Genomic DNA, 22,454 nt, shown 5'->3' with positions numbered 1-22,454 from the left:
GATAAAATGGTCAATGAATATTTGGAACATCACCGTCGAAATTCGAGTGATAATTCCAATTTTATATTGGAATAGTAAAGGGGGACTTTCAGTCCCCAGTATTAATAAACCTCTGCACTTTCAGTGCAGAGTTGTTTAGTCTGTTCAAAATTAAAAAGCTCTGTTAAAACAATTGTTTATATACAATATATATCAAATAGTATTGATAGAGATAAATTAATTAATTATAGAAAAGAGTATAGCTATGAGTATTTATTAAATCAAATATTTGTTAACTCTGATGATAATAGATTCATAAAAAAAGAATATTTACGTGCTTTGACAGGTTTAAATGATAAAAGTACCTTTAATAAATATTTTAGAACTTTTTTAAAGAAAAATAATTTAGAAAAACGCCGTAAATTTAGTATAAGAGAGGTTTATTCGATAATTAAATTTTGGCAAGGAGAGGGAAATTTTTTAAGAATAGAACCCTTTACAAAAATGGAATTGGCAAAACGCTTTACCAAAGGTAATTATGAAATGTTATCCACAAATTTTTTCATAGATCCAACAAAATATAGGCATCACGATTTTCTAAGTCCTAAAATGGTTAAACAAAATATAAATGAATTTATCAAAGTGGATTGTCTTGAAAAAGAAAAGTTCTTAGAAGAGGAAGACTTAGGTATGGATTATTTGAAATTTTGTTATATGCTATTCGTATGGGGAAAAGTTTTAGAAAAATTAAAATAAACTATTTTATTTACAAATAAAAAATTTGGTAGGTTCTACCTTAACAACGTTTTTTTATATAATTATAGTATTTAAGCCGGCAATTAGTGATAAAATACTAACAACTAGAGTATCCTTAAGACTCCAAGCAAATAAGTATAACTTCCATTGCATTACAGCCATACCCATTTTGCTTTCCGCGCAGTAAAAGCTATAATACTTTCATTGCATTACAGTATTACAGCCCTTACTTTTTGCCTCTGCGCTTTTGGGTTACTTTATAATTAAAAATGTGTAAGTTTATTCAATAGGCTATACGCTAGTATTTAGCAGCTTTAAACAATGTAATTATAATTGAGTCTATGTCAAATAAAAATAAAGCGCCAACTAAAAGAGTAGAGTACAGGGGTGAAAATATAAGAGTATCAAGAACAGGAGGTGTCGCGGCGAGAAAGAACATATCTAAAAAGGGATATGGCGCTACTATAAATACAAACCAAGGTATACGCTTTCATAAAAGGCTTTTTAGAGGCGCAAGAATAGGCCTACAAAATGGTAATTTTCAATTTATAGGCAGATTCAGTAAAGGACCATTCAATTTTAATGTTTCGAAATCTGGTGTAAGTACCTCCATTAAAAATAAACGCGGAACATATAACATTTTTAAACCAAATTATTCCAGCTTTAAATTAGGTGGAATTCAGATAAGAGGTAAGAATGCTAAAACCCTACAATTAATATACTTATTCTTCATATTGGCCTTGAATACGATGAAATTTTTCTGGTACATCTTTATTAATATCCTTTGGTTTTCATTTTTAATCATTAAATGGATTGTTGACTTCTTTGTAGGTTTTTACAAGGGATTTAAAAACAATCCAAAAGAGATCAAAGTTGATAGTCAATAGTCAATTTCCTCAAGCAAATAAGTATAACTTCCATTGCATTACAGCCATACCCATTTTGTTTTCCGCGCAGTAAAAGCTGATATACTTCCATTTCATTACAGCATAGCAGCACTTACTTTTTGCCTTTGCTTTATTCATATCCATTCAAATTTACAAAGCCAAATCGGTAAACCGCGAACTATAAACTATACTATCTTAAAACCATACTAAAAACCACGGCAGATAAAGTTTAGGTTAAGGTAAAACTACAATTTTGCAAATAGAGGTTTTAAAAGATAAAACGACCTGTTTTGAAGAAAATAGACGATAGATATGAAGTTACGAAGATAGTGGTCAAAATTTAGAGAAGTGCAACCCGTTTATGGTTGGCAACTAATTTCTTATTTCAATTGCTTGTTTGATAAAATTACTGTTATTTAGTCAAATATCTTTCGAATGAAAAATTTTTTAAATAGTTAAATAAATTGAAAAAATAAACCTGTAGGTTGATTTAATGGAAATAATTGATACATTTGCAGTAGTGGAAGAGAGCTTGTATTCGGTACAATATGATACAGAAGCTATAAACGAATTTGCAAAATGTTTTGAATTATGGAACGATCCAGTCTACTTACGGGAGTTTTTCGAGCAACACCAAGAGGATTTGGACAATGTGTTTTGGAATGGCATCACAATTGATGAAGCTATTATTAAAACACGTAAAGACGCTAAATTATTTGAGCAAGAGTTATTAGAAATTGCAGAACTTGGAAAAACCGAAAGGCTTGAAACATTATCTACACTTTTTGAACCACTCTCAACAGGAGTTATTGAAGATTATGAGAAAGACAAAGCCAAAGGAATCATTAGACCCAGTTGGCTTCGAATCTATGCCATTAGAGTTGATGTCAACTTATTTGTAGTTTCAGGAGGTGCAATTAAATTAACACCTACTATGAACGAAACAGACCATTTAATTCTTGAATTGAATAAACTCGAAATAACAAAACAGTTTTTACTCGACGAAGAGAATGACCAATTAGATTTTGTAGAGTCGTTTTAAACACACAAAACAGCACACACCAAAACCTTATGAGCATCAACAACATCAAAAATAAATTATTAAAGACTTCAAAAAAGGATACTGCTTGGTTAGAAAAAGCCAAATGGCGAAAGGAAAATGAAGAGTGGCTTGATATTTCTTTCAAAATTGCAGTTAAGTTATTGTCTGCCTTAAAAGCAAATAAGGCTACTGATACATATCCTAAAAACCAAAAGGAATTGGCAGAGGCTTTAGATTGCACACCTCAATACATAAATAAACTATTAAAAGGTCAAGAACGTTTAGGAATTGATACCATTACCAAGGTGGGAAAAGTACTGGGAGTAAAGCTTATTGAAGTGCCTCAAGAGCAAATCAAGAAAGAAGAAATGCTTTCAAGCGAAGATAAGTTTACAGTTACTATTAAGGTAAAAGAGCTAATGCGTTTCAATTATCATTTCGGAAAATTACTCCAAAACGACAACAAATTCTCTTTTGACTATAACGAAATGATAGAAACTTCAAGCTATGTACGTCGTGGCGATAATCATTTAAAAGTAGTGGCATAATGTCTGAAAAAATAGGATTTTCATTAAAGAAAATAACAACAGAGCAATTTGCAATAATCGAATCTGCTTTTAAAGAAGGTGAGGATGTACAATTTAGCGTAAACGCTAAATATGGCATTAATGAAGAGGATAAAATGGTAGCGGTTTTAGTATCACCAGCTTTTTATCAAAATGAAAAAGCATTTTTAGTATTGGAAATGGCGTGTCATTTCAAAATTGTAGATGATACTTGGGAAAGTTTTAAAAATAAAGATAAAACTAAATTATCTATTCCTGTTGGTTTTATTCGTCATTTAATTATGTTAACCATAGGTACGGCGAGAGGTGTTTTGCATAGTAAAACAGAAAACACACCTTTTAACGACTTCTTAATGCCTACAATTAATGTTACCGAAATAGTGAAATCTGGAGTAGCATTCAATTTAAAATCTAATGCTTGATATCCCGTTCCCACACAATTGTAGTCTATTATTTTCATAATAAGTTCGCGTCAAAAAGTCTTCAAACTAACAATCGGGAGAAAAGATAAATTTAAAACCATTATTCCCTAACTTCAATCTCCTTAAATCTATCATTCACCACTTACCCAGAACTGTCAATTCGCGTGTCCCGACGAGAGTCGGGATGTATCGAGAATTAATATTCCGAGTCAAAAGTCTTGAATCAAATAGTCTATAATTATTAAGTGTTGAATAATTCAAAATTTAAAATTCATCATTCAAAATTCATCATTCAAAATTCTCCAACACCTACAACCTAAGTTCTATATACCGGACTAAGCTGACCTCCAAAGTAAAATTTAAGTACTGTCATTACGACGGATGCTGACCCTCTCTAAAAACAATAAACTTTACTATACAAGATTACTCTTAATTTGAAGTAAACAATTTTGTTTACTACTCTGTTTATTCCTACTTTTGTATAATACAATAAAACTTATGTTACCTAAAATAGCTAAAATAAAAGGCATACATCCAGGGCTTATATTACTACGTGAAATAAAGCGAAATAATATAAAAAGCTCTCAATTAGCTATGGCTATAGGGGAGCATAAACAAACCATTAGTGCTATTATAAATCAAAAGAGAGGCATCAATCCGGAGCTATCGATTAAATTGGCAGATTACTTTCATATAGAAGAAGATTATTTTATGATGCTGCAAGCAGGATATGAAGTAAAAAGTAAATTAACTGAAAAGAGTAAAGGAACACCAAATCTAAACAACATTAGAAAAGTACTATTTTGGGATACATCATTTGATAAAATAGATTGGAACAAAAACAAATCTGCCATTATCAAAAGAGTTTTAGAACGTGGTAATGACAAGGAAATTAACGAAATCATAAAATTCTACGGAAAAAAAACAGTTTCAAGAATAGCCAAGTCTTTTAAACAATCTCGTTTTTCTACATTTCAAAAAAATGTAGAAGACTTTCAACTTATCTAAGTTTTATATGTCTTTGTACCTTAACACCGTTTCAGATTTACTTTGGAAATCTTTAAATATCCTAATGACCATTGAAGAATTTAATAGTTTTAGATTAGTTGGTGGTACAGCCTTAAGTCTACAACTGGGCCATAGAGAATCTATCGATATTGATTTATTTACGGATGCAGAATATGGTAGTATTGATTTTAGTAGTTTAGAAGAAATTTTAAATGATATATTTCCTTATGTAGTAACGTCGGCTGTAGGTGAAGTTGTTTTTGGCAGGTCTTATTTTGTTGGTAAAGATGAACATAATGCATTTAAATTAGACATGTACTATACAGAACCTTTTGCTTTTCCAATTGTAGAAGAGGGCAATATACGTTTAGCATCTAATGAAGAAATAGCAGCAATGAAATTCGAAGTGATTGCTAATGTTGGTCGTAAAAAAGATTTTTGGGACATCCACGAGCTTTTAGATATATTTACTTTAGAGCAGATGTTAGACTTCTATGAACAACGAAATCCTTATGGTGCAACCAGAGAAGAGCTTTTAATTCAATGTATAGACTTCTCTTTAGCTGAAGATGATTTAACACCAAATTGTTACAAAGACAAAGTTTGGGAACTTATCAAAATAGACATTGAAGAACAAGTACAAAATTTAAATAGGGGCGAAGAATAGTTTAATAATTACCCCATTACAAGCACTTGCGTTTGCATTTGTTGCGTTACACTTCACGCACGCAACCACAACAGCTACCGTTCCCCACAGTACAAGTAGCAATATTTTCCGCACCTTGCTACCGCAAGACGCTACAAAATTTCAACCTGTACTTTTTGCCTTTGCGCTTTATGATGATAAATAAAATTCCACAAAGTCAAATAGTTAAGCCACTTATCCGGAACTGTCAATTCGAGTGTTTTTCGATAAAACAAAGTTGAAGCGAAAAATGTATCGAGAATAAACAGTCGTGTATCTAACAATCATTAAAATTCAAAATTAATTAATCAAGAATCACAGAAATCCGTTTCTAAAAGTGGTTTTATTGCAAAGTAGAAAGTGACGTGGCAGGTAATAAGGTGTGACTCCGTCATTCTGTTTTGTTCCATAATACATAGCTGCAAGAGTTCAGAAGATAAATTTATATTTCCTAGTCCCTAACCCCTAACCCCTGGTCCCTAATCCCCAATCCCCAATAAATCTCTTGCATCTACCATTCATACGCTTTCTACGCCTTCCATCCTCAGGCTTCAAAAGCTATTCATTTGTATTATTTCACACACGACATTCCTACAGCACCCGCAGCTACTCTTGCACCCAAACCCATAAAGTTATGCTACGCAAGTATATAAGTTGGGTGCAACCGCTGCTTATTGTTGTGCGAGCCTGCGATCACAACGGGCTAATAGGTTGGTCACAGTAATTGAAACATCAATATTTGCATAAAGCATATTTGTTTTATTCCCGATGCTCATAAAAAAACAAGCCTTATTGCAAACCGCGCAAAAGAGCTGATTTTACACTTCATTACAAGCACTACGCCCTGCACTCAATATCATTACTGCTATGCTTAATAAGGCAAATAAACAGGATGAAAATTCATTTCAAAACGTGCAAGCTCCGATGCTTTTCATTCCGTTGCAAAACAGCCCTTTCCTTCCCCAACCGATTCAATTACAGCGCCAAACCAGTGTAAACATAGCACTAGCGGTATTACATACCTCTAGCTAGTACACCCGTTGTTCAACTCGCAGTCGGCTCGCGCCTTTAGATTACCTGCCGAAAATTACTTTTTTTAAGTAACGAAAGTGAAACCATAAATATTTAAATAAAACTGAATTGAATCAACCAACATACTTATAAAGCAATAACAACTCAAACATAAGGCAAAGGTACAGGCGTGCGGATGCGAGAGCCACAAGGGTACGCTTTCGCCTGTTGAGCAAAAATCTCCACCCTTGCGGGTAGTATTTTTACTCACAGCCCTTGCACCAATCGCACCGTTCCTGTGTAAACGGCAATATGTTTAATATTTTATATACAGCTCACATCTGCAACTGGTGGTTGCACGTGGGCACACGTTCCAAAGGCAATCCTTTTGGCATAAATGTAAATTATAAAGGCTATAAAGAGCTTTCAATACGCATTTTTTGGCTAGAAGTTTGCCTTTCAGAGCTCCCATTTTAGGGGGCTCTTTTTTTTTAATCTTATTAAGGAAAGAAAATTTGCCGAAAATTTTTTCAAGTATAGGTTTTATTCCGGTTAAACCGATTTTTTTCTACGGATCTAATTCCAATTCCGTTTAAGCTCACAAACTCTTGTTGAATTACGGATTGGACCTTATGACGGTCGCCAATTTAGATGCGGCTTGAAGTATTTTATAATGCTGATTTAAATCTTTTGAGAGCTTTAAAAGAAACCGACTTGCTTTTACATTTTAGGTACAAAAAAAACCCTCCGAAAGGGAGGGCTCAATCTTTAATTAGGAACCTTACAACTATGAAAATAAGGAACGCGAAACACAGCCAACGCCAATTCACATTTTGTCCTTATCCTTTTTAAAGCACCTACTAAGAAATTTTAAAATCACCGAACTTATAAAACTGACACCTGCACCCGTAATGGCCAAAACGCTGGTGGTAATCAAATCATCAAGATTTACACTACCTACTAAACTTAATAATGATCCGCCAATAAAACCAACTTTTTCATGTGTCGTCATAATCCTTTCGCGTTTTTAATCCTTGTTCTCTTGGTGTTTTGGCTCATCTTCGACTTCTTTGCCAGTCACCACCTGACTCACCGCTGAAATCGCTGCACCTGCAGCTAATCCATAGCCTGCAATTGTCACTACTAAAGCAGGTAAGGAGACTGGCGCGGTTAATAGAGCTCCGGCAACGGCCGTAATGCCTAAGCCAATGTTTCTTAGCTTTCTAAAAAACTTAGGTGTTTTTGATGTGTATCGATCTTTAACTGTCATTGTTCTCTGTTTTTTTCTGTTTTAAAATAATTTCTTCGAAATGTGAACTCTTAAATTCGATGATCACATTTTTCTTTTCTAAAAAGTAGGGGCGTAGTCGCTCTAAAATTTTTTCCAAGGCTTTCCTTGATGAATAGCCTTTGGCAACTTCAACCAAACTACTAACCGGAGCGATGCAGCCTTCCAATTCTTTTAGTGCATCATTCGCGGGGTGAAATAGTATCAAATCCCTATTGGAAACGCCTTCAACTAATAAATGCCATTCAAATTTTTTTGAATACCGCAACTTTAACGCATAAATACCATCGGGAATCGCTGAAATATTCCGTTGATTTCCTCTCCAAGGGAGTTCAATCGTAAAACTTAAGAACTCATCAAATAAATAGAGGGCACCAATCGTACCCTGTGGAAAATGCCCTCTATATAAACCAAGTCGAATCAAAATTAACTGTTATCAACTGCGATGATGTTTAATGCGTTAAATGCACCGTTCTTAAGCGGATACATTGTTCCGTTGACTTCCTGATAGAACTCAACTCCTACAACCTGAATCAATGGTAAAGTTGATGCAGCTGTCACCGATGCCGACATACTAATCGCTGAGGTTGTCGAACTATCCCACGGAAGAATACTCGACTCATCAGAATCAAAGACTGAATTTTCATTCACAAAATCTAATTCGGCAACACCAGTCACCACCTTAAAATGCGTTGTTCCGCCAGGCGCCTCAACCATTGTCATCGGCTCAAATGGCTGAATGTCAATAGTTCCTTCCCCTGTCACACGATCTAAGTTGTGCGTGATATCCGCATAAAGCGTTCTCCCAAACTTCGCTTTCGTGTTGAAATCAAAGTTTTGTAAAAGGCTCATATCACCATCCTGGATGGTTCTTTCACCACGATCATTGAGCGCATCAGTCTTGATGACTTTCATCAAGTTTCGCTGCAAGTTGTTAGACAAACGCTTGTCTGTCACATTCTGAAGCAGCAACCGGATTGCATCTCTCAATACTTTACCAGCCTTACCCGCTCTTCCAAATTCAGAACCATTCTCACGCGTTCTTTGAAACGCAGGATCATTTTTGATTCGGTTACCATCCACGCCACCTTTTTCTCTCGCAAGGTGCCCGTCTGAGGTCTTATAGAATGAAATACCACCTATAGTACCCTTTAATTTAATAATACCTGCCTGCTTAGCCATAATGTTTAATTTTTAATCAAATCAAACACATAAAAGGCTCTTAAACAATTGGTTACTTCGCTTTTGACGTTTTTGGCAGCTTAGGCGCAATTGGCAAGCTCGATTTTATAATTTAAGTGCAAAACGCTTTATATTAGCTATATAATGTAGGAATAGGGTAGAGGTGAAGCATAGATAAAGCACACACAAAGCAAAAAAGTACCAAAAAGCCATAAAATGAAAATTAAACGACGCATACAAGTTCACCCAACAGACATCCAGAACATCACAGGATTCAGTTTGCGTCATTCCCAACGCATCTTAAAAAGACTCAAGGAAATGAAGGGCAAGTCTAAAAACCAAATCATCACCACCCAAGAATTAGCAGATTATCTAGGAATTGATCTTGAAATTGTCCAAGATTTTATTGATTATTAATTGACAAATTAATTATAAATACTTATATTTAATCTACGTTCATTAATATTCGGATTAATCAAAAATATCAAATTAGATATATATAATGATAGATAAAAAGTGACCTTTTAGGTTACCACTTTACTTTCAAAACACTGAAATACTGATTATTACAGGGATTAGAGGTGCTAGTCTTCGGGCTGCCACCCCGACAAAGAAAAGCCGACTTAAAATTGTCGGCTTTTTTATTCTATGAATTATTCAGTTTACATTCTTTGGGACAAAAACAATTATTGTGTTTAGGCAAAAACGGGTTTAATCTGTATTAAAAGCCTATGCAAAGGTTATGCAAAGCCTATGTAAAGGTTATAGGAGAGCTATAGCGGATCAACGAACAATTGTTACGTTTAAGCAAAAATAAGCCTTTCAATTGAGCTTTAAAATGAATCATACTTAAGCATTACGCTTGATGCAAATTTCATTCTGAGCTAATAGGTTCTAAACCGAATTCAAGAGACTATTATCTTTTAAGCAATAGACCAAAATTTTTTAATTAGCCTTGCTATTTAGCATTTATATTGGTTTTATTTCTCTAATTTTTAACCGCTTAAAAACCCTTAAATCGCAGATAATTTTTTTCTTTTTATTACCTGATATTTTTTAACGAATGACACCTTCCGGAAACTGAACTATATCTGGAGTTTGTTTAAAAGCGGTAAAGCACGTTTTAATATTCGATTTCTTCTATCAGTGATATCTGTAGGTTCAACCGGATAGGAAATTTAAGCTCTCATCTACATACATTTATTTATTCTAAAGAAAACCGCCAACTACATCCAAACAATAATAGCTGCGATTGGCACTTGCATAGAAAAACCTAAAACCAACGATACTAATCCGAAACTTACGGCAGCTGCATGCCAACTCTAGAATAAAAATGAGGTTGCTACAATTAGATTAAAAGTAATGGTAGGAAATTGTATTATGCGCAACAACAATATTTATCTCCTTCAGAATGGCTTTGGGTGCTTGTGTTTCAAATAGAGATGCTATAAACATTTATAAATTGAAGTATTAAATTTTTTGTATTGAAACTTTAAATTAAATTTTAAAAAGAAGTTCTACTTCTGTGCCAGAAGCTTCCCCGATTTTGTTTTTTAAATCGCGAAGTTGAAAGGAGTAATTTACGCCATATTTACAATTAAAATATGCCAGGCGTTTTATGTTTATTTTTAAACCCATAGATTCATTTTGGTATGTTTTCTCCGCACGACGTTTTTGAGATTTCTCTCGGCCAATTCCATTGTCCCTAATTTTTAGGCTAATGGTATTTTTTCTTCTTAAAAACAGGAGTTCAATCTTTCTTTTTTGATTTTTAGGTATAAGACCGTGTAAAATAGCATTTTCTATAAAGGGTTGTAAAAGCATTGAAGGTAGCATTATAGTAGTAAGGTTGATTTTTTGCGGATTGCTAATTACAAGCTCTATTTTATCTTCTAAGCGTATATTTTCTATAGAAATATAAAGTTCTAGAATATTTATTTCTTCGGCCAAAGGAATGCTTTCTATTTGTGTACTTCCTAAAATATGCCGAATTAATTTAGAAAATTTATTAAGGTAGTAAATCGCTTCTTGCTTTTTATTTTCTATTAAAAACACCTTGATAGAATTGATAGCATTAAAGATAAAATGCGGATTCATTTGGTTCTGTAAAGAAACCAATTGCAAATGGTAAATGGGATCTCTAAAATTAACTTCGGCACCCAAATTAGAATGTATCGATAATTTCGATTCTTTTTGCCCTATAATATTGTTAAGGTTAGCTGTTGCAGTAGAAAAAATACTTGCTGGAGTTGTAGCACGATTGGTTAAGCCAAGGTTGTTTAAAAACTTTTTGTTTAACCAATTATTTCCGTAAAGTAGTGCAAGGCTCAAAAAAAATTGCTGTAAAAAAATAGTTAGGTAAAAAAGCAATAATATGTTTTCCGTAACGAGTTGTTTATCTAAAATGCAAATAAAACCAAGTGGTAAAATAAGTCCGATAAAAATACTACTTGCAGTTAAGAAAAATAGATTATAGTTTTTTTCTAAATGAGAAAATGTTTTACTGAATGTATAGCCGAAAAGACAAAACAAAAGCAACATAACAACCATAGGAAACCATTGTAACAAAAGATTATTGTTGCTAAAAATTAGTATTATAAATCCTAAAACAGTGGTTAAAAAAAGGAAACCCATTGTTGAAACTATAAATTTATAAAAGTTTGGAAGGTTTTTTTTAAAGTTTAAAAGATGCAGAAAAAAAAAGAAAAAAATAATGGCATAAATTATTTGTAAAAAATCTGCTAAGAGTTCTAAAATTTTGATGCCAAAAAACTGTTTCCAAGCAAAATTATACGGACTAACCAAAAGAAAATAGGCTAAAAGTGCAGTTGTATAAAGTGTATATAAACGTAAGCTTTTCTGTCTCTGTTTCCAGTTTAACAAAGCACTGCCAATACAAAGAAAAACTAAAACAGTTACCACAAACTGCCATAAAAAAAGCATTGGTTCAAACTTCATGCCGATTAATTTTTAGTCTAAATACAATTTTTGGTTCTAAAGTGGGGTGGTTTAAAACCGATACTATTTAAGAAATAAAATAGTAGATTTTTAGCTACAGATTAAATTCCGGGTCACCGCTTATGTTTTTTCCTTTTCAGGAAATTTTAAAATACTCTTCACTAGCTTAATTAAAAATAATTTGATCTCGTAAAATCTCTTTCACTGGTAATTTTTAGCGTGTAACCTAACCTATACGTACAATAAAACTAACAAAATTTTAGGCGTATAGAATTTGAAATGTATGTCTGGTTAAGAAAACTTTGTAATTGGTAATTATTTATACAAAAACGGTATAAAACCATATAGGGTACTCATTTAACCAATTATAGCTAAGGAGTTACCATTTATAAGGTATTTTCTACCAACTACATAATTTATATAGGAATACACGTTTTTTAACCCAATATTTGATGTATAACGATTAGTTGGCCTTAAAACCTGCCAAATTCTTGTGAGGTAAATGACAATCAATATCTAAGATTGCAAACAGTTTCTATTTAAAAACTCTTTTTTGCAAGCAGATAGAATTTGATTTAAATAGCTAATTGCAGTTTGTAAAACCGCTTCATTAAAATAAAAAATATGAAACTATCTTTTTCAAAATCAAACTTCTTAATCTTTTTCCTTTTAATCAGTTTTGCGTTGGTAAGTTGTAAAGATGAAACCACTACGCCAGATAATAACTTAGAAGAAAAATCTTTGGAAACTGAAAAGCAGCAGGCTTCAAAAAAAGATGCAAACACAGAGAAGAAAGAAAATACCAAAGTTCGCTTTGCGGAAGAAAACGAAGCAACTAGTCCAAATTCCCCGGAAGGGAATACTGCACCAATTGCTTTAGATTGCGATTATTTTGTAAAAAATCCAAACACTATTCTTAAAGATAATCCTGAAGCTCCTGTAGATTTTACCATAGATTGTTTTATAAGAGTGGACGATAAGTTACGTATTGAACCCGGCGTTGTAATAGCTTTCAGTCAAGGAGCGGGAATTTATTTTAAAGAGAAATCTTCTTTCAATTTAGAAGGCACGGCGGAAAAACCAATAGTTTTAACCGGAAAAGAAGAAACCAAAGGTTATTGGCGAGGTATACACAGTAAAAGTTCTCACCATAATAACGCTATGCGCTATGTAAAACTAAAATATGCCGGGAATGATGCTAAAGCAGGATTAGAAATTAATCGCGAGAATAGCAATCTTACCTTAGAGCATTGTACTTTTTCTGAAAATAAAAATTATGGCATGGTGGTTAATGATGATGTAGGAAAAGATGTAAATAATATAAGCATAAAAAACTGCACCTTTACCAAGAACGACATTCCGTTTAAAACGCATGTAAGTCGCCTTCGAATGTTTGATGGCAGTAATAATTTTTCTGGAAATATTAAAGATTATATCTATTTAGACGGCGGTATTTTACGCGGCGATGCAACTTGGGTAAAACTAGATGTTCCTTATTTTCTGCAAGATAATTTTAAAAACAATGAAGGAGTTTTAACGGTAGAACCCGGCACAGAAATAATTATGCCGGCACAAAGCTGGATGCATCTTTCTAAAAAGGCTTCTTTGGTTATGGTGGGTACCCAAGAAAATCCTATTGTTATTCGCGGTGAACACGATGTAGCAGGATTTTGGGAAGGATTAACCATAGACTCCGGCAGTCCGCTGAACGAAATTGCCCACGTAAACTTTAAAAATGCCGGTTCTACAACAGGTAATCCAAATGGCGTTGTAAGGCTTGAACGCTCAAAATTTTTAAAAATTCATGATGTGGTTTTTACTAATTGTTTTGAGTATGGGATAAGCCTTCAGTCCGCAGCAAAATCGCATTTAGAATATGCTAATTTAGAATTAGAAAATACACCAAAATTGTTTTCTGATTGGAAAGGCGAAGAAATCAAAGAGCCAGAAAATTTATAATAATTCCTGTTTCATAACAAAAGAATAGAATACTAATATTCAATAAAAAAAATTAAAAAACAGCTCTAAAAATAAAGATGAAGATATATAATTTTAAAGTAGTACAAATTTTACTCTGTTTTGGAGTATTATTTTTTGCTAGCAAACCGTTTTTTGCACAAAGTTTAGAAGGAAAGTGGAACATAGCCAAAATAGACACCCGGCATTCTACACTAATAGAATTTACCAAAGACAGTATATTTTTTTATGAATTTGATAAACGCCGTTCGGCAACAGCCTATCAGGTTAAAGATAATCGTTTAATAGTAGATAAAACTTCCGTTCCCATAGCAGGAGAGTTTGAGTTTGTAAATTCTCAGCGTTTGCGTTTAAAACCAAATAAGGCAAAAAAAACGATTGATTTTGTTCGGCTTAAACCCACAAAAACAAGTTTAACAAAAGACGAAATAACGCAAATGAAATTTGAGATAAACTATCGAGAACGCGCAATTCCTATAATTTTTGACCAAGCAGAAGATAAAACAAGCAAAGCAATGCGCTTAGAGAAGTTAGATGCTACTTACTTTATATCTTTTTATCGAGAGACCAAAAGAAAAGGAGCTCTTGCTATTGAAAGCATAAGTCCCAAAAAGATTATGATTTACGGCTTTCCCGAAGAACCTTTTGTGGTTTCCGGAGTGCGGCTTAACTCTACTGAAAGTATGACGCACGCTAATACTGTTTCCGCTTTAAGCGAAAATCTACCTATTGCAAAAGCACTTGTAGGTATGTGGTTTTATAAAAGTATAGAAGGGCGTCCATCTTTATCAAAGTGTACTAAAAAAACTTTTTTTAGGTTTACGGAAGATTTAAAGATAGAAACCAAACCCTATGCTAAAGATTTTAGTAATGGCAATTGTGTAGCCGGTTCTACAATAAATGGAACGTATAAAATTAATGGTGACAAAGAAATTGAAGTAACCCAAAATGGTAAAACTGAAATTTGGAAAATTCTTTCGCTTTCTAAAACAATACTTAAAGTAGAGAAAGATGGTAGAGCACTTGTTCTTGCAAAACAATAAATTCTCTTAAATAGAAATAAAATTAATTAGAAGATAAACTTCGAACAATTGCTAACAAAAACTTTATTAAATGAAAACAATCTTCAAAATACTAAAACTATTAAGTTCTTCTATGTTTATTTTATTCCTGAGCATAGGAATTGTTTCGTGCCAAGACAAGAAAGAAAACAAAAAGAGTGAAAGGAATGAGCATACCAGTATAGATATATCACCTTGCCAGTTTTTGACCAACACAGAAATAAAAAACGCATTAGATATTCCTGCAGATGCTCAAACAAGCAAGGTTGAAAAAAATACTACATACCCAAGTTGTTTTTATAAGTGGGAATCTATCACGTTTCCTTATGAAGTTTATAAGGGTAGAATGGCAGATTACCCCGCAGAATTAAGTATTGTTCTGGCTGCAAATACTAATAAAAAATTATATGAACGGTCTATCTCTGTTTACAAAGACGGCGAAGTGATAGATGGCGTAGGTGAAATGGCAACTTGGAGTAAAAAAATGAGTCAGATTACTTTTTTGTATAAAACTAATTTAATACACGTACACACAAAAACTTCTGCAGATGCAGCCGCAAACAAAAGCAAATCTATAAAAATTGCTAAACTGATAATTGAGCGATTATAATTAAAAAACAATACCTAGAAAAAGTAGCTTATTAGTGTTTTAGCAGTTCTTTCTGAACATTTTTTTAATGAAAAATTCAACAATAAAAAACGTATTGGTATTAGCTATAGTTTGCACATTGCTGTCTGCTTGTATTAGCTTACAACAGCCATTGCCGGGAAGCATTTGGGGTAGTTGGACTTTTGAAAAAACAGGATTTTTAAATAAGCAATCAAACAGTCAGTTGGTAGATTACCAAAATAAATGTAGTAGAGCGGGAGACCGTTTGCATTTTTCTTCAGATAATAAAATAAAATTACGGTGGTATGACCAAAGTTGTATGATTCACGAATATTTAATTGGGCATTATGAAGTAGAGGCTAAGATTTTAAATATAAATTTAGCTCAAAGTGGCTCTTTAAGAAATCGTCCTTTTCCGCCCATCACAAAATTTAGGATTATGCAAATTAATGAAACTACCTTAAAGTTAGAAGAAATTCCTTATGGTAATAGAAGCCGTCGCGATAGAACAAAACCTGGTTTTGAATCCTTGATTTTTGTTTTTATGAAATTAGATTGACTTTACCCCATATGTAAGTGAAACTGTTACCGAATAAGTAAATTGAAAAGGAAGTAAAATTATCCTTAACAAAAGCAAAATTATCAGTTTAGAATTTTATCAGTATTCTATTTAAAAAGAGCAAATTACTAAGCATACATAAAATCATACCAATTACAAATTATATCATACCACATGTATAGTCAAACCTTTACTTATATAAAATAACACTTAATTTCACGCCAAATAAGCCAAGCAGCTTTAAACGAGCTTTTTAATTCCGTTGAATTAAATATGGAATTCCCTGTTTGTTTAATAAAGACAAATTGCATTTAATCAAAAATTATGAAGAGTTATAAACTTAAAACTACCAAAATTACAATCTTATTTGTATGTATTCTAGCAGTTTTATTCTCTAGCAGTATAAGAGCTCAAACTACGATAAATGCTTCCGGCGGAAGTGAAAATCTTGCCGGTGCAATTCATCAATATTCTATTGGCGAAATGATGGTAGTTGATACCCATAGTAACGGAAACATTACCGTAACCCAAGGTTTGCTTCAAATAGGAAGCGATTATTTAGATGTATCTGAAGAAATCTTTTCCAGTCAAAATCTTACAATTTATCCTAATCCTGTAAAAAATGTATTGTATTTAGAACCTATTTTAGAAGGCTCTGGCGAACTTTCAGTACAACTTTTCGATTTGCAAGGAAGACGCATTATGCAACAAAAATTCTTTTTGCAAACAGGTTTAGAAAAACAAGAACTAGACCTATCTACTTTGTCAGAAGCCACCTATATGTTAAATGTAAAATTTAACAAGGGCCAAAAAAATTACAGACAAACCTATAAGGTCGTAAAAACTAGCGGGAGATAAATCTTTTTAAAACAAAACCTACCAAAAACACACCACCATGAAAAAAATTATATTCTTATTCGTTAGTACGATATTTATAAGTCTTAATTTGCATGCACAAATGCCAGAAAAATTTAACTACCAAGGTATTGCCAGGAGCACAAATGGCGATGCAATGGCCAACCAAAACCTTGGTTTAAAAATCAGTATTATGAATGGCGGCACTGCGGTTTATGTAGAAACCCATACGGTTACCACCAACAATTTTGGTTTGTATAATCTCGCTATAGGAGGGGGCACCACTGTTTCTGGCGCAATGAACAGCGTAGATTGGAGCACAGGCAACAAATTCATTAAAGTACAAATAGATCCAAATGGTGGTAGTTCTTATGCTACTTTAGGTATTACAGAACTTTTAAGCGTTCCTTACGCTATGTATTCCGCAAGTAGCGGAAGCGGCGGCGGAGGTGGTGGCAGTCCCACCGGTAATGCGGGCGGAGATTTAACCGGTACTTATCCCAATCCTCAAATTGCCAACAATACTATAAATTCACTAAAACTAGAAGATGGCGCCGTAACTTCTGTAAAAATAGATGATATGGGAGCCACCAGCGGACAGGTTTTAAAATATGATGGTACTAACTGGTTGCCAGGAAACGATGATGGCGGTTCAACTGGAACTATTTATACCGCAGGAAACGGAATTAACATCTCTGGAGCAGATGAAATTTCTGCTGTTTTGGGTACTCAAATTCAAACCAACGAATTAGAAGATGCGGTTGTAACCGAAGCAAAAATTGCCGACAATGCAGTAACGTCTGTAAAAATAGACGATATGGGCGCAACAAATGGCCAATTTTTAAAATGGAATGGAACCAATTGGGTGCCAGATAATATAACCGGCGGCAGCGGCGATAACTGGGGAAGTCAGACCACCGAAATCACCAATAGATTGATTGGGGACGGGACATCAGCCAATCCTTTAGACCTTGCCCCACAAGGCGCCACCAACGGTCAGGTTTTAAAATGGAACGGTACAACATGGGGACCGGCCAACGATGAAACCGCAACCGGAGGTTCTGGTGACGATTGGGGCACACAAACTGTTGAAGCAGATGCGACCTTAAACGGAGACGGAACAACTGCTAATCCGTTAGGCGTTGCTGATGGCGGAATAACTTCAGAAAAGATAGATGCTATGGGTGCTACCAATGGGCAGGTATTAAAATTTGACGGTACCAATTGGGTTCCCGATACAGACGAAACCGGTTCTGCCGGAACAATTTATACTGCAGGCAATGGAATTTCTATTTCCGGTTCAGACGAGATCTCTGCAGATTTAGGCACCGATATAGAAACCAGTGAGTTACAAGATGCATCTGTAACCGAAGCAAAAATAGCCGATAATGCTATCACCACAACAAAAATAAACGATGCAGCAATTACTGCAGAAAAAATAAACGCGATGGGCGCCACCAATGGCCAAGTGCTTACGTTTAACGGCACCAATTGGACCCCAGACAATATAACCGGCGGAAGCGGCGACAACTGGGGAAGCCAAGTAGCTGAAACCGATGCAACATTAACAGGGGATGGAACAACAGGTAACGAGTTAGGCCTTGCCCAAAATGGCGCCACCGACGGCCAAATCCTGCAATGGGACGATACCAATGCCAATTGGACCCCTACAGACCCAACCGCTGGTGCTGATGCTTTTTTTGAAGCCGATGCCGATAAAATTAACTATACTAATATTTCTGATTTTGATAAAGATTTTTTAGTAAATACCGATGAGATTGATTATCCGACTGGTAGCACAGATATTAAGAATAAGTTGATGTTTGTTCCTTCAAAAGAAGGTGCTTTACGAGTTGGAAGAATTTCTAATGAAAATTGGAACTTGAGCAATATTGGAAATTCAAGTGTGGCATTTGGAAGCAATACTGAAGCTTCTGGTAAAAACTCTTTTGCCGCGGGGGTTGTATCAAAAGCTACTGGCTTATACTCCACCGCACTAGGATATCATACAAAAGCCTCTGGTTGGTATTCGACAGCAACGGGAAAATTTGCGGAAGCATCTGGGTGGGGCTCCACTGCTATGGGACAAAATACAAAAGCATTATCCTTTGCCGAAACCGTTGTAGGAACTTACAATACAGAATATACACCTGCAGATATAGATTCATTTGATGATACAGACAGGCAGTTTACCGTAGGAATTGGAGACGCTACAAACAATAGAGTTGACGGTTTTATGGTCATGAAATCAGGATTGGTGACTGCCCCGGAATTAACCAACACTTTAATTGACAGTGAACAACAGGCTTTAATTACAAAACAATATTTAGATGATAATGGAGGTGTTTTTACAGCCGATGCCGATAAAATAAGCTATACCGAAACCACGGATTTTGGAAAAGCATTTTTGGTGAATACTAATCAAATCAATCATAATTCCGGATGGGAATATAAAATGATGTTTCTACCATCTATGGATGGAGCCTTTCGCGTTGGAAAAATTGAAGATGACAGTTGGGATTTGGACAATGTAGGTCCCAGAAGTGTAGCTTTTGGATCTTATACGGAGGCATCGGGTGCTGCCTCTACCGCAATGGGGTCTAATACAATAGCCTCGAATTTATTCTCCACCGCAATGGGTAATTATACAAAGGCAGAGGGCTATATCTCAACCGCAATAGGGAACAATACAAGGGCTCTAGGCCCTCAGTCCACCGCTATGGGTAGTTATACAAAAGCCTCGGGCGATTACTCAACCGCAATGGGATACGAGACAAAAGCTTTGGGAAATAGGTCCACTGCAATGGGTTGGAAAACAGAAGCTATAGATACAGCTGCGACCGCAATGGGGCACAAGACAAAAGCTTCGGGCTATAGCTCCACCGCAATGGGATATTATGCACAAGCCTTGGGCAATCATTCCACCGCAATGGGACTTTTAACAACAGCCTCGGGATATGGTTCTACCGCAATGGGAGATTATACACAAGCCTCGGGCAATATATCCACCGCAATGGGGAGTTTTAATGTAGCCTCGGGCAATAACTCCACCGCAATGGGGAATTCTACCCAAGCCTCGGGCAATAGCTCCGCCGCAATGGGGTACGGTACAGTTGCGTCGGGTATTCGCTCCACCGCAATGGGGACTGTTACAGTAGCCTCCGGCGATTTTTCCACCGCGATGGGGTATGGTACAGTAGCCTCAGGCTCTGCATCTACTGCAATGGGAAGAAGTAGTAAAGCAACCGGAGATTACTCCACGGTAATAGGTTCGTACGTTAACGTTACACAAGAAGGGGCTATGTATTTGGCAGATCACAATAGAAGTTATGGCACTATAGACACTAGGGTAACCGCCAATAGATTTTATGCCAGGTTTGACAATGGATACTATTTATATACCGATGGTTTAGCAGATATAGGTATCTATATGCAACATGGCGATAACTCGTGGAGCACCATTTCCGACAAGAACAAAAAGGAAAACATAAAACTTGCAAAGGGAAATTATTTTATCGAGAGCATTAAAAAAATGCCGCTGGGCAGTTGGAATTATATTGGCCAAGACAAAAAGAAATACCGTCACTGGGGACCAATGGCACAAGATTTTCATAAATATTTTGGTGAGGATGGTATTGGAACCATCGGGAACGATACCACTATCGCAAGTGCCGACATTGATGGCGTAATGATGATTGCCATTCAACAATTGGGAAGGGAAAATGATTCTTTAAAAAATAAAATCGCTAAACTAAAAAAGGAAATGAAACAACAAGAGATGTTTTTAGAGGCTAAGGTAGATAATCTTCATAAAGCCAAAGGCAAGATGGAAGAACGTTTATCTAAAATAGAAGCCTTAATCGAGCGAAGAAATCGGGATAAAAAATATGTGAAAAGATAGGTTTATTAATCTATGTTTATTACTAAGTAAAAAAATAAAGTCCATTCATCCGGTGGGCTTTATTTTATTCAATTGGTTGCACAGTTCGCCATTCTTTACGGAATGTACATTCCACTAATTAGGATTTTATAATTAACATAAAATTAAACCTAATCTTATTTTGTTTGATTAAATTTATTAAAACTTAAACAAAATTGATATGGATATTTTAATTATTGGCTTGCAGGTAATTGTAGCGCTTTTTGGTTAATTCAGAAAAAAAACCAACCAAATGGCGCGGAGGAAACGCTGATACTATTATTGAAGAATTTAAAGTCTATGGACTTCCGGTATGGATGTGCTATTTAGTGGGCTTTCTAAAATGTGTGTTGGCAATAGGGCTCATAATTGGTATTTGGGTTCCGGCTTTAGTAATGCCTTCAGCTATTGGATTGGGAATTTTACTGCTTGGATCTATTGCGATGCATATTAAAATAAGCGATCCGCTATATAAATCTTTTCCTGCTTTTCTATTCTTGATAATGTGCGCAGCTATAGCATTTTTACCACAGATTGTAGGCTAATTTTATATTTTAGGTAATGCTTAAATATTCCGAAGCTTGCTTAAAAAGTATACTAATCATCTTGCTTATAATTTATCGTGAAAGTATCTTACACCTTATAAAACAATATAATTATTAAGACATAGACAATTAAATCTAACTAAAGATCGATTAAAGCGGCATAACAAACATAGAAACTAAGCACTGCATAAAAAAAGGATGGTAAAGATTGTAAAAAACTGTCTTTAATTTTTAAGCGCACCACAAAACCTGCCAGCATTAAAAGTTCGAGACCGGCGCTGGAAAGACAGAGTAGAGGTTGACTAAAAAAGAAACTTATTATAACACCTAGGGCACCCAGAATTTGCAAAACACCAACCAATTTTCTTTGATTGGCTAGGTTGTATCGCTCATGTTCGTTTTTCATAAAAGTTTCGCTGAAACAAGTAATTGCAAAATATAAAAAAATTGCTAAGATTAAACTTAGCGTTTTTAAAGTAGTGACAGGAACCAATCTTTATGCGGCAATGACTTTTCTTAAAAAGGTAGTTACGGTTATTTACGATAATCCACAAATTCTATATTATCAGGAGAACAAGCAACATGAGAAAATTTATAGCACTAAGGCAGAATATTATAAGCAAGGCTTCGGATTGGTTTAAATACTGCCTTGGTTAACGAAGTGAACTTGATACTTAGAGAGCTTGGTAAAAAGCAATAAATTGAAGAAATTGTAAATCATTATTTGGCAAAGATCAATAATTTTAAAAGTAAGTTACCAATTTTATATTTTACAGAATGGGAGGTTTAGTAATTAAGCGCGAAAACGAAATTATAAATGCGTTTTTTGATTTTCATATTTTTATAAACAATAAACGTGTTGGCAGTATTGCGAACAACAGCAGCAAACGATGGCAACTACCACCAGGTAATTACATAATAGAGGCAAAGGGCGGCTATTTTTTACAATCACAAAAATTAAAGTTAGAGCTTAAAGCTGGAGAAATAAAAGCTTTTAAAGTAGGGAGTTTTGGTAAAAGCTATATCAACAGTTTTTTACAATTTAAACCTCTTTACCATGATTTTGGCGATATTTTAGGGAAAGGTAAAATCTTATAAAATTGCTTATAATTTGAAATATTTGGTGTTTTTTATAGGTAAGAGA

At 34.6% G+C, this 22,454-nt stretch carries 22 protein-coding genes; 16 read left to right on the top strand and 6 right to left on the bottom strand.

What is annotated here, in order from left to right; all coding sequences use genetic code 11:
• Positions 1-123 precede the first annotated feature (123 nt).
• The 7 genes from FKR84_RS03600 (at position 124) to FKR84_RS03570 (ending at position 5,327) form a co-directional block, all read left to right on the top strand.
• Positions 124-735: a hypothetical protein gene (locus FKR84_RS03600; protein ID WP_141420825.1), complete on the top strand. Its 612-nt coding sequence runs from the start codon at positions 124-126 to the stop codon at positions 733-735.
• 341 nt (positions 736-1,076) lie between these two features.
• Entirely contained in the window at positions 1,077-1,622 is a 546-nt protein-coding gene (locus tag FKR84_RS03595) for a hypothetical protein (protein WP_141420824.1), read from the top strand.
• A gap of 493 nt (positions 1,623-2,115) precedes the next feature.
• Positions 2,116-2,664: a hypothetical protein gene (locus tag FKR84_RS03590; RefSeq protein ID WP_141420823.1), complete on the top strand. Its 549-nt coding sequence runs from the start codon at positions 2,116-2,118 to the stop codon at positions 2,662-2,664.
• Positions 2,665-2,693: 29 nt separating this feature from the next.
• Positions 2,694-3,212 (top strand): helix-turn-helix transcriptional regulator, encoded by a 519-nt coding sequence (locus FKR84_RS03585; RefSeq protein ID WP_141420822.1) that lies wholly within the window; start codon positions 2,694-2,696, stop codon positions 3,210-3,212.
• Positions 3,212-3,652: a hypothetical protein gene (locus tag FKR84_RS03580; protein ID WP_141420821.1), complete on the top strand. Its 441-nt coding sequence runs from the start codon at positions 3,212-3,214 to the stop codon at positions 3,650-3,652. The genes FKR84_RS03585 and FKR84_RS03580 overlap by 1 nt, the downstream gene beginning before the upstream one ends.
• Positions 3,653-4,150: 498 nt before the next feature.
• Positions 4,151-4,660 (top strand): helix-turn-helix transcriptional regulator, encoded by a 510-nt coding sequence (locus FKR84_RS03575; RefSeq protein ID WP_141420820.1) that lies wholly within the window; start codon positions 4,151-4,153, stop codon positions 4,658-4,660.
• 64 nt (positions 4,661-4,724) lie between these two features.
• Complete coding sequence (locus FKR84_RS03570) at positions 4,725-5,327, top strand: nucleotidyl transferase AbiEii/AbiGii toxin family protein (RefSeq protein WP_233357654.1); 603 nt, start codon at positions 4,725-4,727, stop codon at positions 5,325-5,327.
• Positions 5,328-7,182: 1,855 nt separating this feature from the next.
• On the opposite strand, the gene FKR84_RS03565 is transcribed toward FKR84_RS03570, so the two are convergent.
• Genes FKR84_RS03565 through FKR84_RS03550 form a run of 4 tightly spaced genes read right to left on the bottom strand, consistent with a single transcriptional unit; the run spans position 7,183 to position 8,826 of the window.
• Positions 7,183-7,368 (bottom strand): hypothetical protein, encoded by a 186-nt coding sequence (locus tag FKR84_RS03565; protein ID WP_141420818.1) that lies wholly within the window; start codon positions 7,366-7,368, stop codon positions 7,183-7,185.
• Positions 7,369-7,383: 15 nt separating this feature from the next.
• Entirely contained in the window at positions 7,384-7,626 is a 243-nt protein-coding gene (locus FKR84_RS03560) for a hypothetical protein (protein ID WP_141420817.1), read from the bottom strand.
• Complete coding sequence (locus FKR84_RS03555; RefSeq protein WP_233357653.1) at positions 7,616-8,068, bottom strand: DUF5675 family protein; 453 nt, start codon at positions 8,066-8,068, stop codon at positions 7,616-7,618. The genes FKR84_RS03560 and FKR84_RS03555 overlap by 11 nt, the downstream gene beginning before the upstream one ends.
• Before the next feature lie 2 nt (positions 8,069-8,070).
• Positions 8,071-8,826, bottom strand: a complete 756-nt coding sequence (locus FKR84_RS03550; RefSeq protein ID WP_141420816.1) for a hypothetical protein — start codon at positions 8,824-8,826, stop codon at positions 8,071-8,073.
• A gap of 216 nt (positions 8,827-9,042) precedes the next feature.
• Between FKR84_RS03550 and FKR84_RS03545 the strand changes: the two genes are divergently transcribed.
• Positions 9,043-9,243 carry a hypothetical protein gene (locus FKR84_RS03545; protein ID WP_141420815.1) on the top strand — a complete coding sequence of 67 codons (201 nt, stop codon included), beginning with the start codon at positions 9,043-9,045 and terminating at the stop codon, positions 9,241-9,243.
• A gap of 1,080 nt (positions 9,244-10,323) precedes the next feature.
• Here FKR84_RS03545 and FKR84_RS13315 read toward each other — a convergent pair.
• Positions 10,324-11,157 (bottom strand): sensor histidine kinase, encoded by an 834-nt coding sequence (locus FKR84_RS13315; RefSeq protein WP_233357652.1) that lies wholly within the window; start codon positions 11,155-11,157, stop codon positions 10,324-10,326.
• 1,251 nt (positions 11,158-12,408) lie between these two features.
• On the opposite strand from FKR84_RS13315, the gene FKR84_RS03535 reads away from it, so the two are divergent.
• The 7 genes from FKR84_RS03535 (at position 12,409) to FKR84_RS03505 (ending at position 21,310) form a co-directional block, all read left to right on the top strand.
• The gene (locus FKR84_RS03535) at positions 12,409-13,743 is read left to right on the top strand and encodes a right-handed parallel beta-helix repeat-containing protein (protein WP_141420813.1); all 1,335 of its coding nucleotides are present in this window, start codon (positions 12,409-12,411) and stop codon (positions 13,741-13,743) included.
• Positions 13,744-13,820: 77 nt separating this feature from the next.
• Complete coding sequence (locus FKR84_RS03530; protein WP_141420812.1) at positions 13,821-14,804, top strand: lipocalin-like domain-containing protein; 984 nt, start codon at positions 13,821-13,823, stop codon at positions 14,802-14,804.
• Between the two features lie 70 nt (positions 14,805-14,874).
• On the top strand, positions 14,875-15,432 hold the full coding sequence (locus tag FKR84_RS03525; protein WP_141420811.1) for a hypothetical protein: 558 nt from the start codon (positions 14,875-14,877) through the stop codon (positions 15,430-15,432).
• Between the two features lie 67 nt (positions 15,433-15,499).
• The gene (locus FKR84_RS03520; RefSeq protein ID WP_141420810.1) at positions 15,500-15,991 is read left to right on the top strand and encodes a hypothetical protein; all 492 of its coding nucleotides are present in this window, start codon (positions 15,500-15,502) and stop codon (positions 15,989-15,991) included.
• A gap of 324 nt (positions 15,992-16,315) precedes the next feature.
• A complete protein-coding gene (locus FKR84_RS03515) occupies positions 16,316-16,849 on the top strand; it encodes a T9SS type A sorting domain-containing protein (RefSeq protein WP_141420809.1) in 534 nt (177 codons plus the stop codon).
• 37 nt (positions 16,850-16,886) lie between these two features.
• Positions 16,887-20,747: a tail fiber domain-containing protein gene (locus FKR84_RS03510; RefSeq protein WP_141420808.1), complete on the top strand. Its 3,861-nt coding sequence runs from the start codon at positions 16,887-16,889 to the stop codon at positions 20,745-20,747.
• Positions 20,748-20,989: 242 nt separating this feature from the next.
• Positions 20,990-21,310 carry a DoxX family protein gene (locus tag FKR84_RS03505; RefSeq protein ID WP_233357651.1) on the top strand — a complete coding sequence of 107 codons (321 nt, stop codon included), beginning with the start codon at positions 20,990-20,992 and terminating at the stop codon, positions 21,308-21,310.
• 139 nt (positions 21,311-21,449) lie between these two features.
• Here the strand turns inward: FKR84_RS03505 and FKR84_RS03500 are convergent, their stop codons facing one another.
• On the bottom strand, positions 21,450-21,716 hold the full coding sequence (locus FKR84_RS03500; protein WP_141420807.1) for a DoxX family protein: 267 nt from the start codon (positions 21,714-21,716) through the stop codon (positions 21,450-21,452).
• A gap of 371 nt (positions 21,717-22,087) precedes the next feature.
• On the opposite strand from FKR84_RS03500, the gene FKR84_RS03495 reads away from it, so the two are divergent.
• Complete coding sequence (locus FKR84_RS03495) at positions 22,088-22,408, top strand: hypothetical protein (RefSeq protein ID WP_141420806.1); 321 nt, start codon at positions 22,088-22,090, stop codon at positions 22,406-22,408.
• The last annotated feature ends 46 nt before the right edge of the window (positions 22,409-22,454 follow it).

The sequence above is a fragment of the Haloflavibacter putidus genome (assembly GCF_006546625.1).
GTDB classification, from domain to species: domain Bacteria; phylum Bacteroidota; class Bacteroidia; order Flavobacteriales; family Flavobacteriaceae; genus Mesonia; species Mesonia putida.
Note: the sequence above shows the minus strand (reverse complement) of the source record. Positions and strands in the feature narration are given on the sequence as shown.

Coding starts and splice junctions, on each gene's coding strand:
- FKR84_RS03595 (WP_141420824.1), top strand. CDS start 1,077: ATGTCAAATAAAAATAAAGCGCCAACTAAAAGAGTAGAGTACAGGGGT.
- FKR84_RS03590 (WP_141420823.1), top strand. CDS start 2,116: ATGGAAATAATTGATACATTTGCAGTAGTGGAAGAGAGCTTGTATTCG.
- FKR84_RS03585 (WP_141420822.1), top strand. CDS start 2,694: ATGAGCATCAACAACATCAAAAATAAATTATTAAAGACTTCAAAAAAG.
- FKR84_RS03580 (WP_141420821.1), top strand. CDS start 3,212: ATGTCTGAAAAAATAGGATTTTCATTAAAGAAAATAACAACAGAGCAA.
- FKR84_RS03575 (WP_141420820.1), top strand. CDS start 4,151: ATGTTACCTAAAATAGCTAAAATAAAAGGCATACATCCAGGGCTTATA.
- FKR84_RS03570 (WP_233357654.1), top strand. CDS start 4,725: ATGACCATTGAAGAATTTAATAGTTTTAGATTAGTTGGTGGTACAGCC.
- FKR84_RS03565 (WP_141420818.1), bottom strand. CDS start 7,368: ATGACGACACATGAAAAAGTTGGTTTTATTGGCGGATCATTATTAAGT.
- FKR84_RS03560 (WP_141420817.1), bottom strand. CDS start 7,626: ATGACAGTTAAAGATCGATACACATCAAAAACACCTAAGTTTTTTAGA.
- FKR84_RS03550 (WP_141420816.1), bottom strand. CDS start 8,826: ATGGCTAAGCAGGCAGGTATTATTAAATTAAAGGGTACTATAGGTGGT.
- FKR84_RS03545 (WP_141420815.1), top strand. CDS start 9,043: ATGAAAATTAAACGACGCATACAAGTTCACCCAACAGACATCCAGAAC.
- FKR84_RS03535 (WP_141420813.1), top strand. CDS start 12,409: ATGAAACTATCTTTTTCAAAATCAAACTTCTTAATCTTTTTCCTTTTA.
- FKR84_RS03530 (WP_141420812.1), top strand. CDS start 13,821: ATGAAGATATATAATTTTAAAGTAGTACAAATTTTACTCTGTTTTGGA.
- FKR84_RS03525 (WP_141420811.1), top strand. CDS start 14,875: ATGAAAACAATCTTCAAAATACTAAAACTATTAAGTTCTTCTATGTTT.
- FKR84_RS03520 (WP_141420810.1), top strand. CDS start 15,500: ATGAAAAATTCAACAATAAAAAACGTATTGGTATTAGCTATAGTTTGC.
- FKR84_RS03515 (WP_141420809.1), top strand. CDS start 16,316: ATGAAGAGTTATAAACTTAAAACTACCAAAATTACAATCTTATTTGTA.
- FKR84_RS03510 (WP_141420808.1), top strand. CDS start 16,887: ATGAAAAAAATTATATTCTTATTCGTTAGTACGATATTTATAAGTCTT.
- FKR84_RS03500 (WP_141420807.1), bottom strand. CDS start 21,716: ATGAAAAACGAACATGAGCGATACAACCTAGCCAATCAAAGAAAATTG.
- FKR84_RS03495 (WP_141420806.1), top strand. CDS start 22,088: ATGGGAGGTTTAGTAATTAAGCGCGAAAACGAAATTATAAATGCGTTT.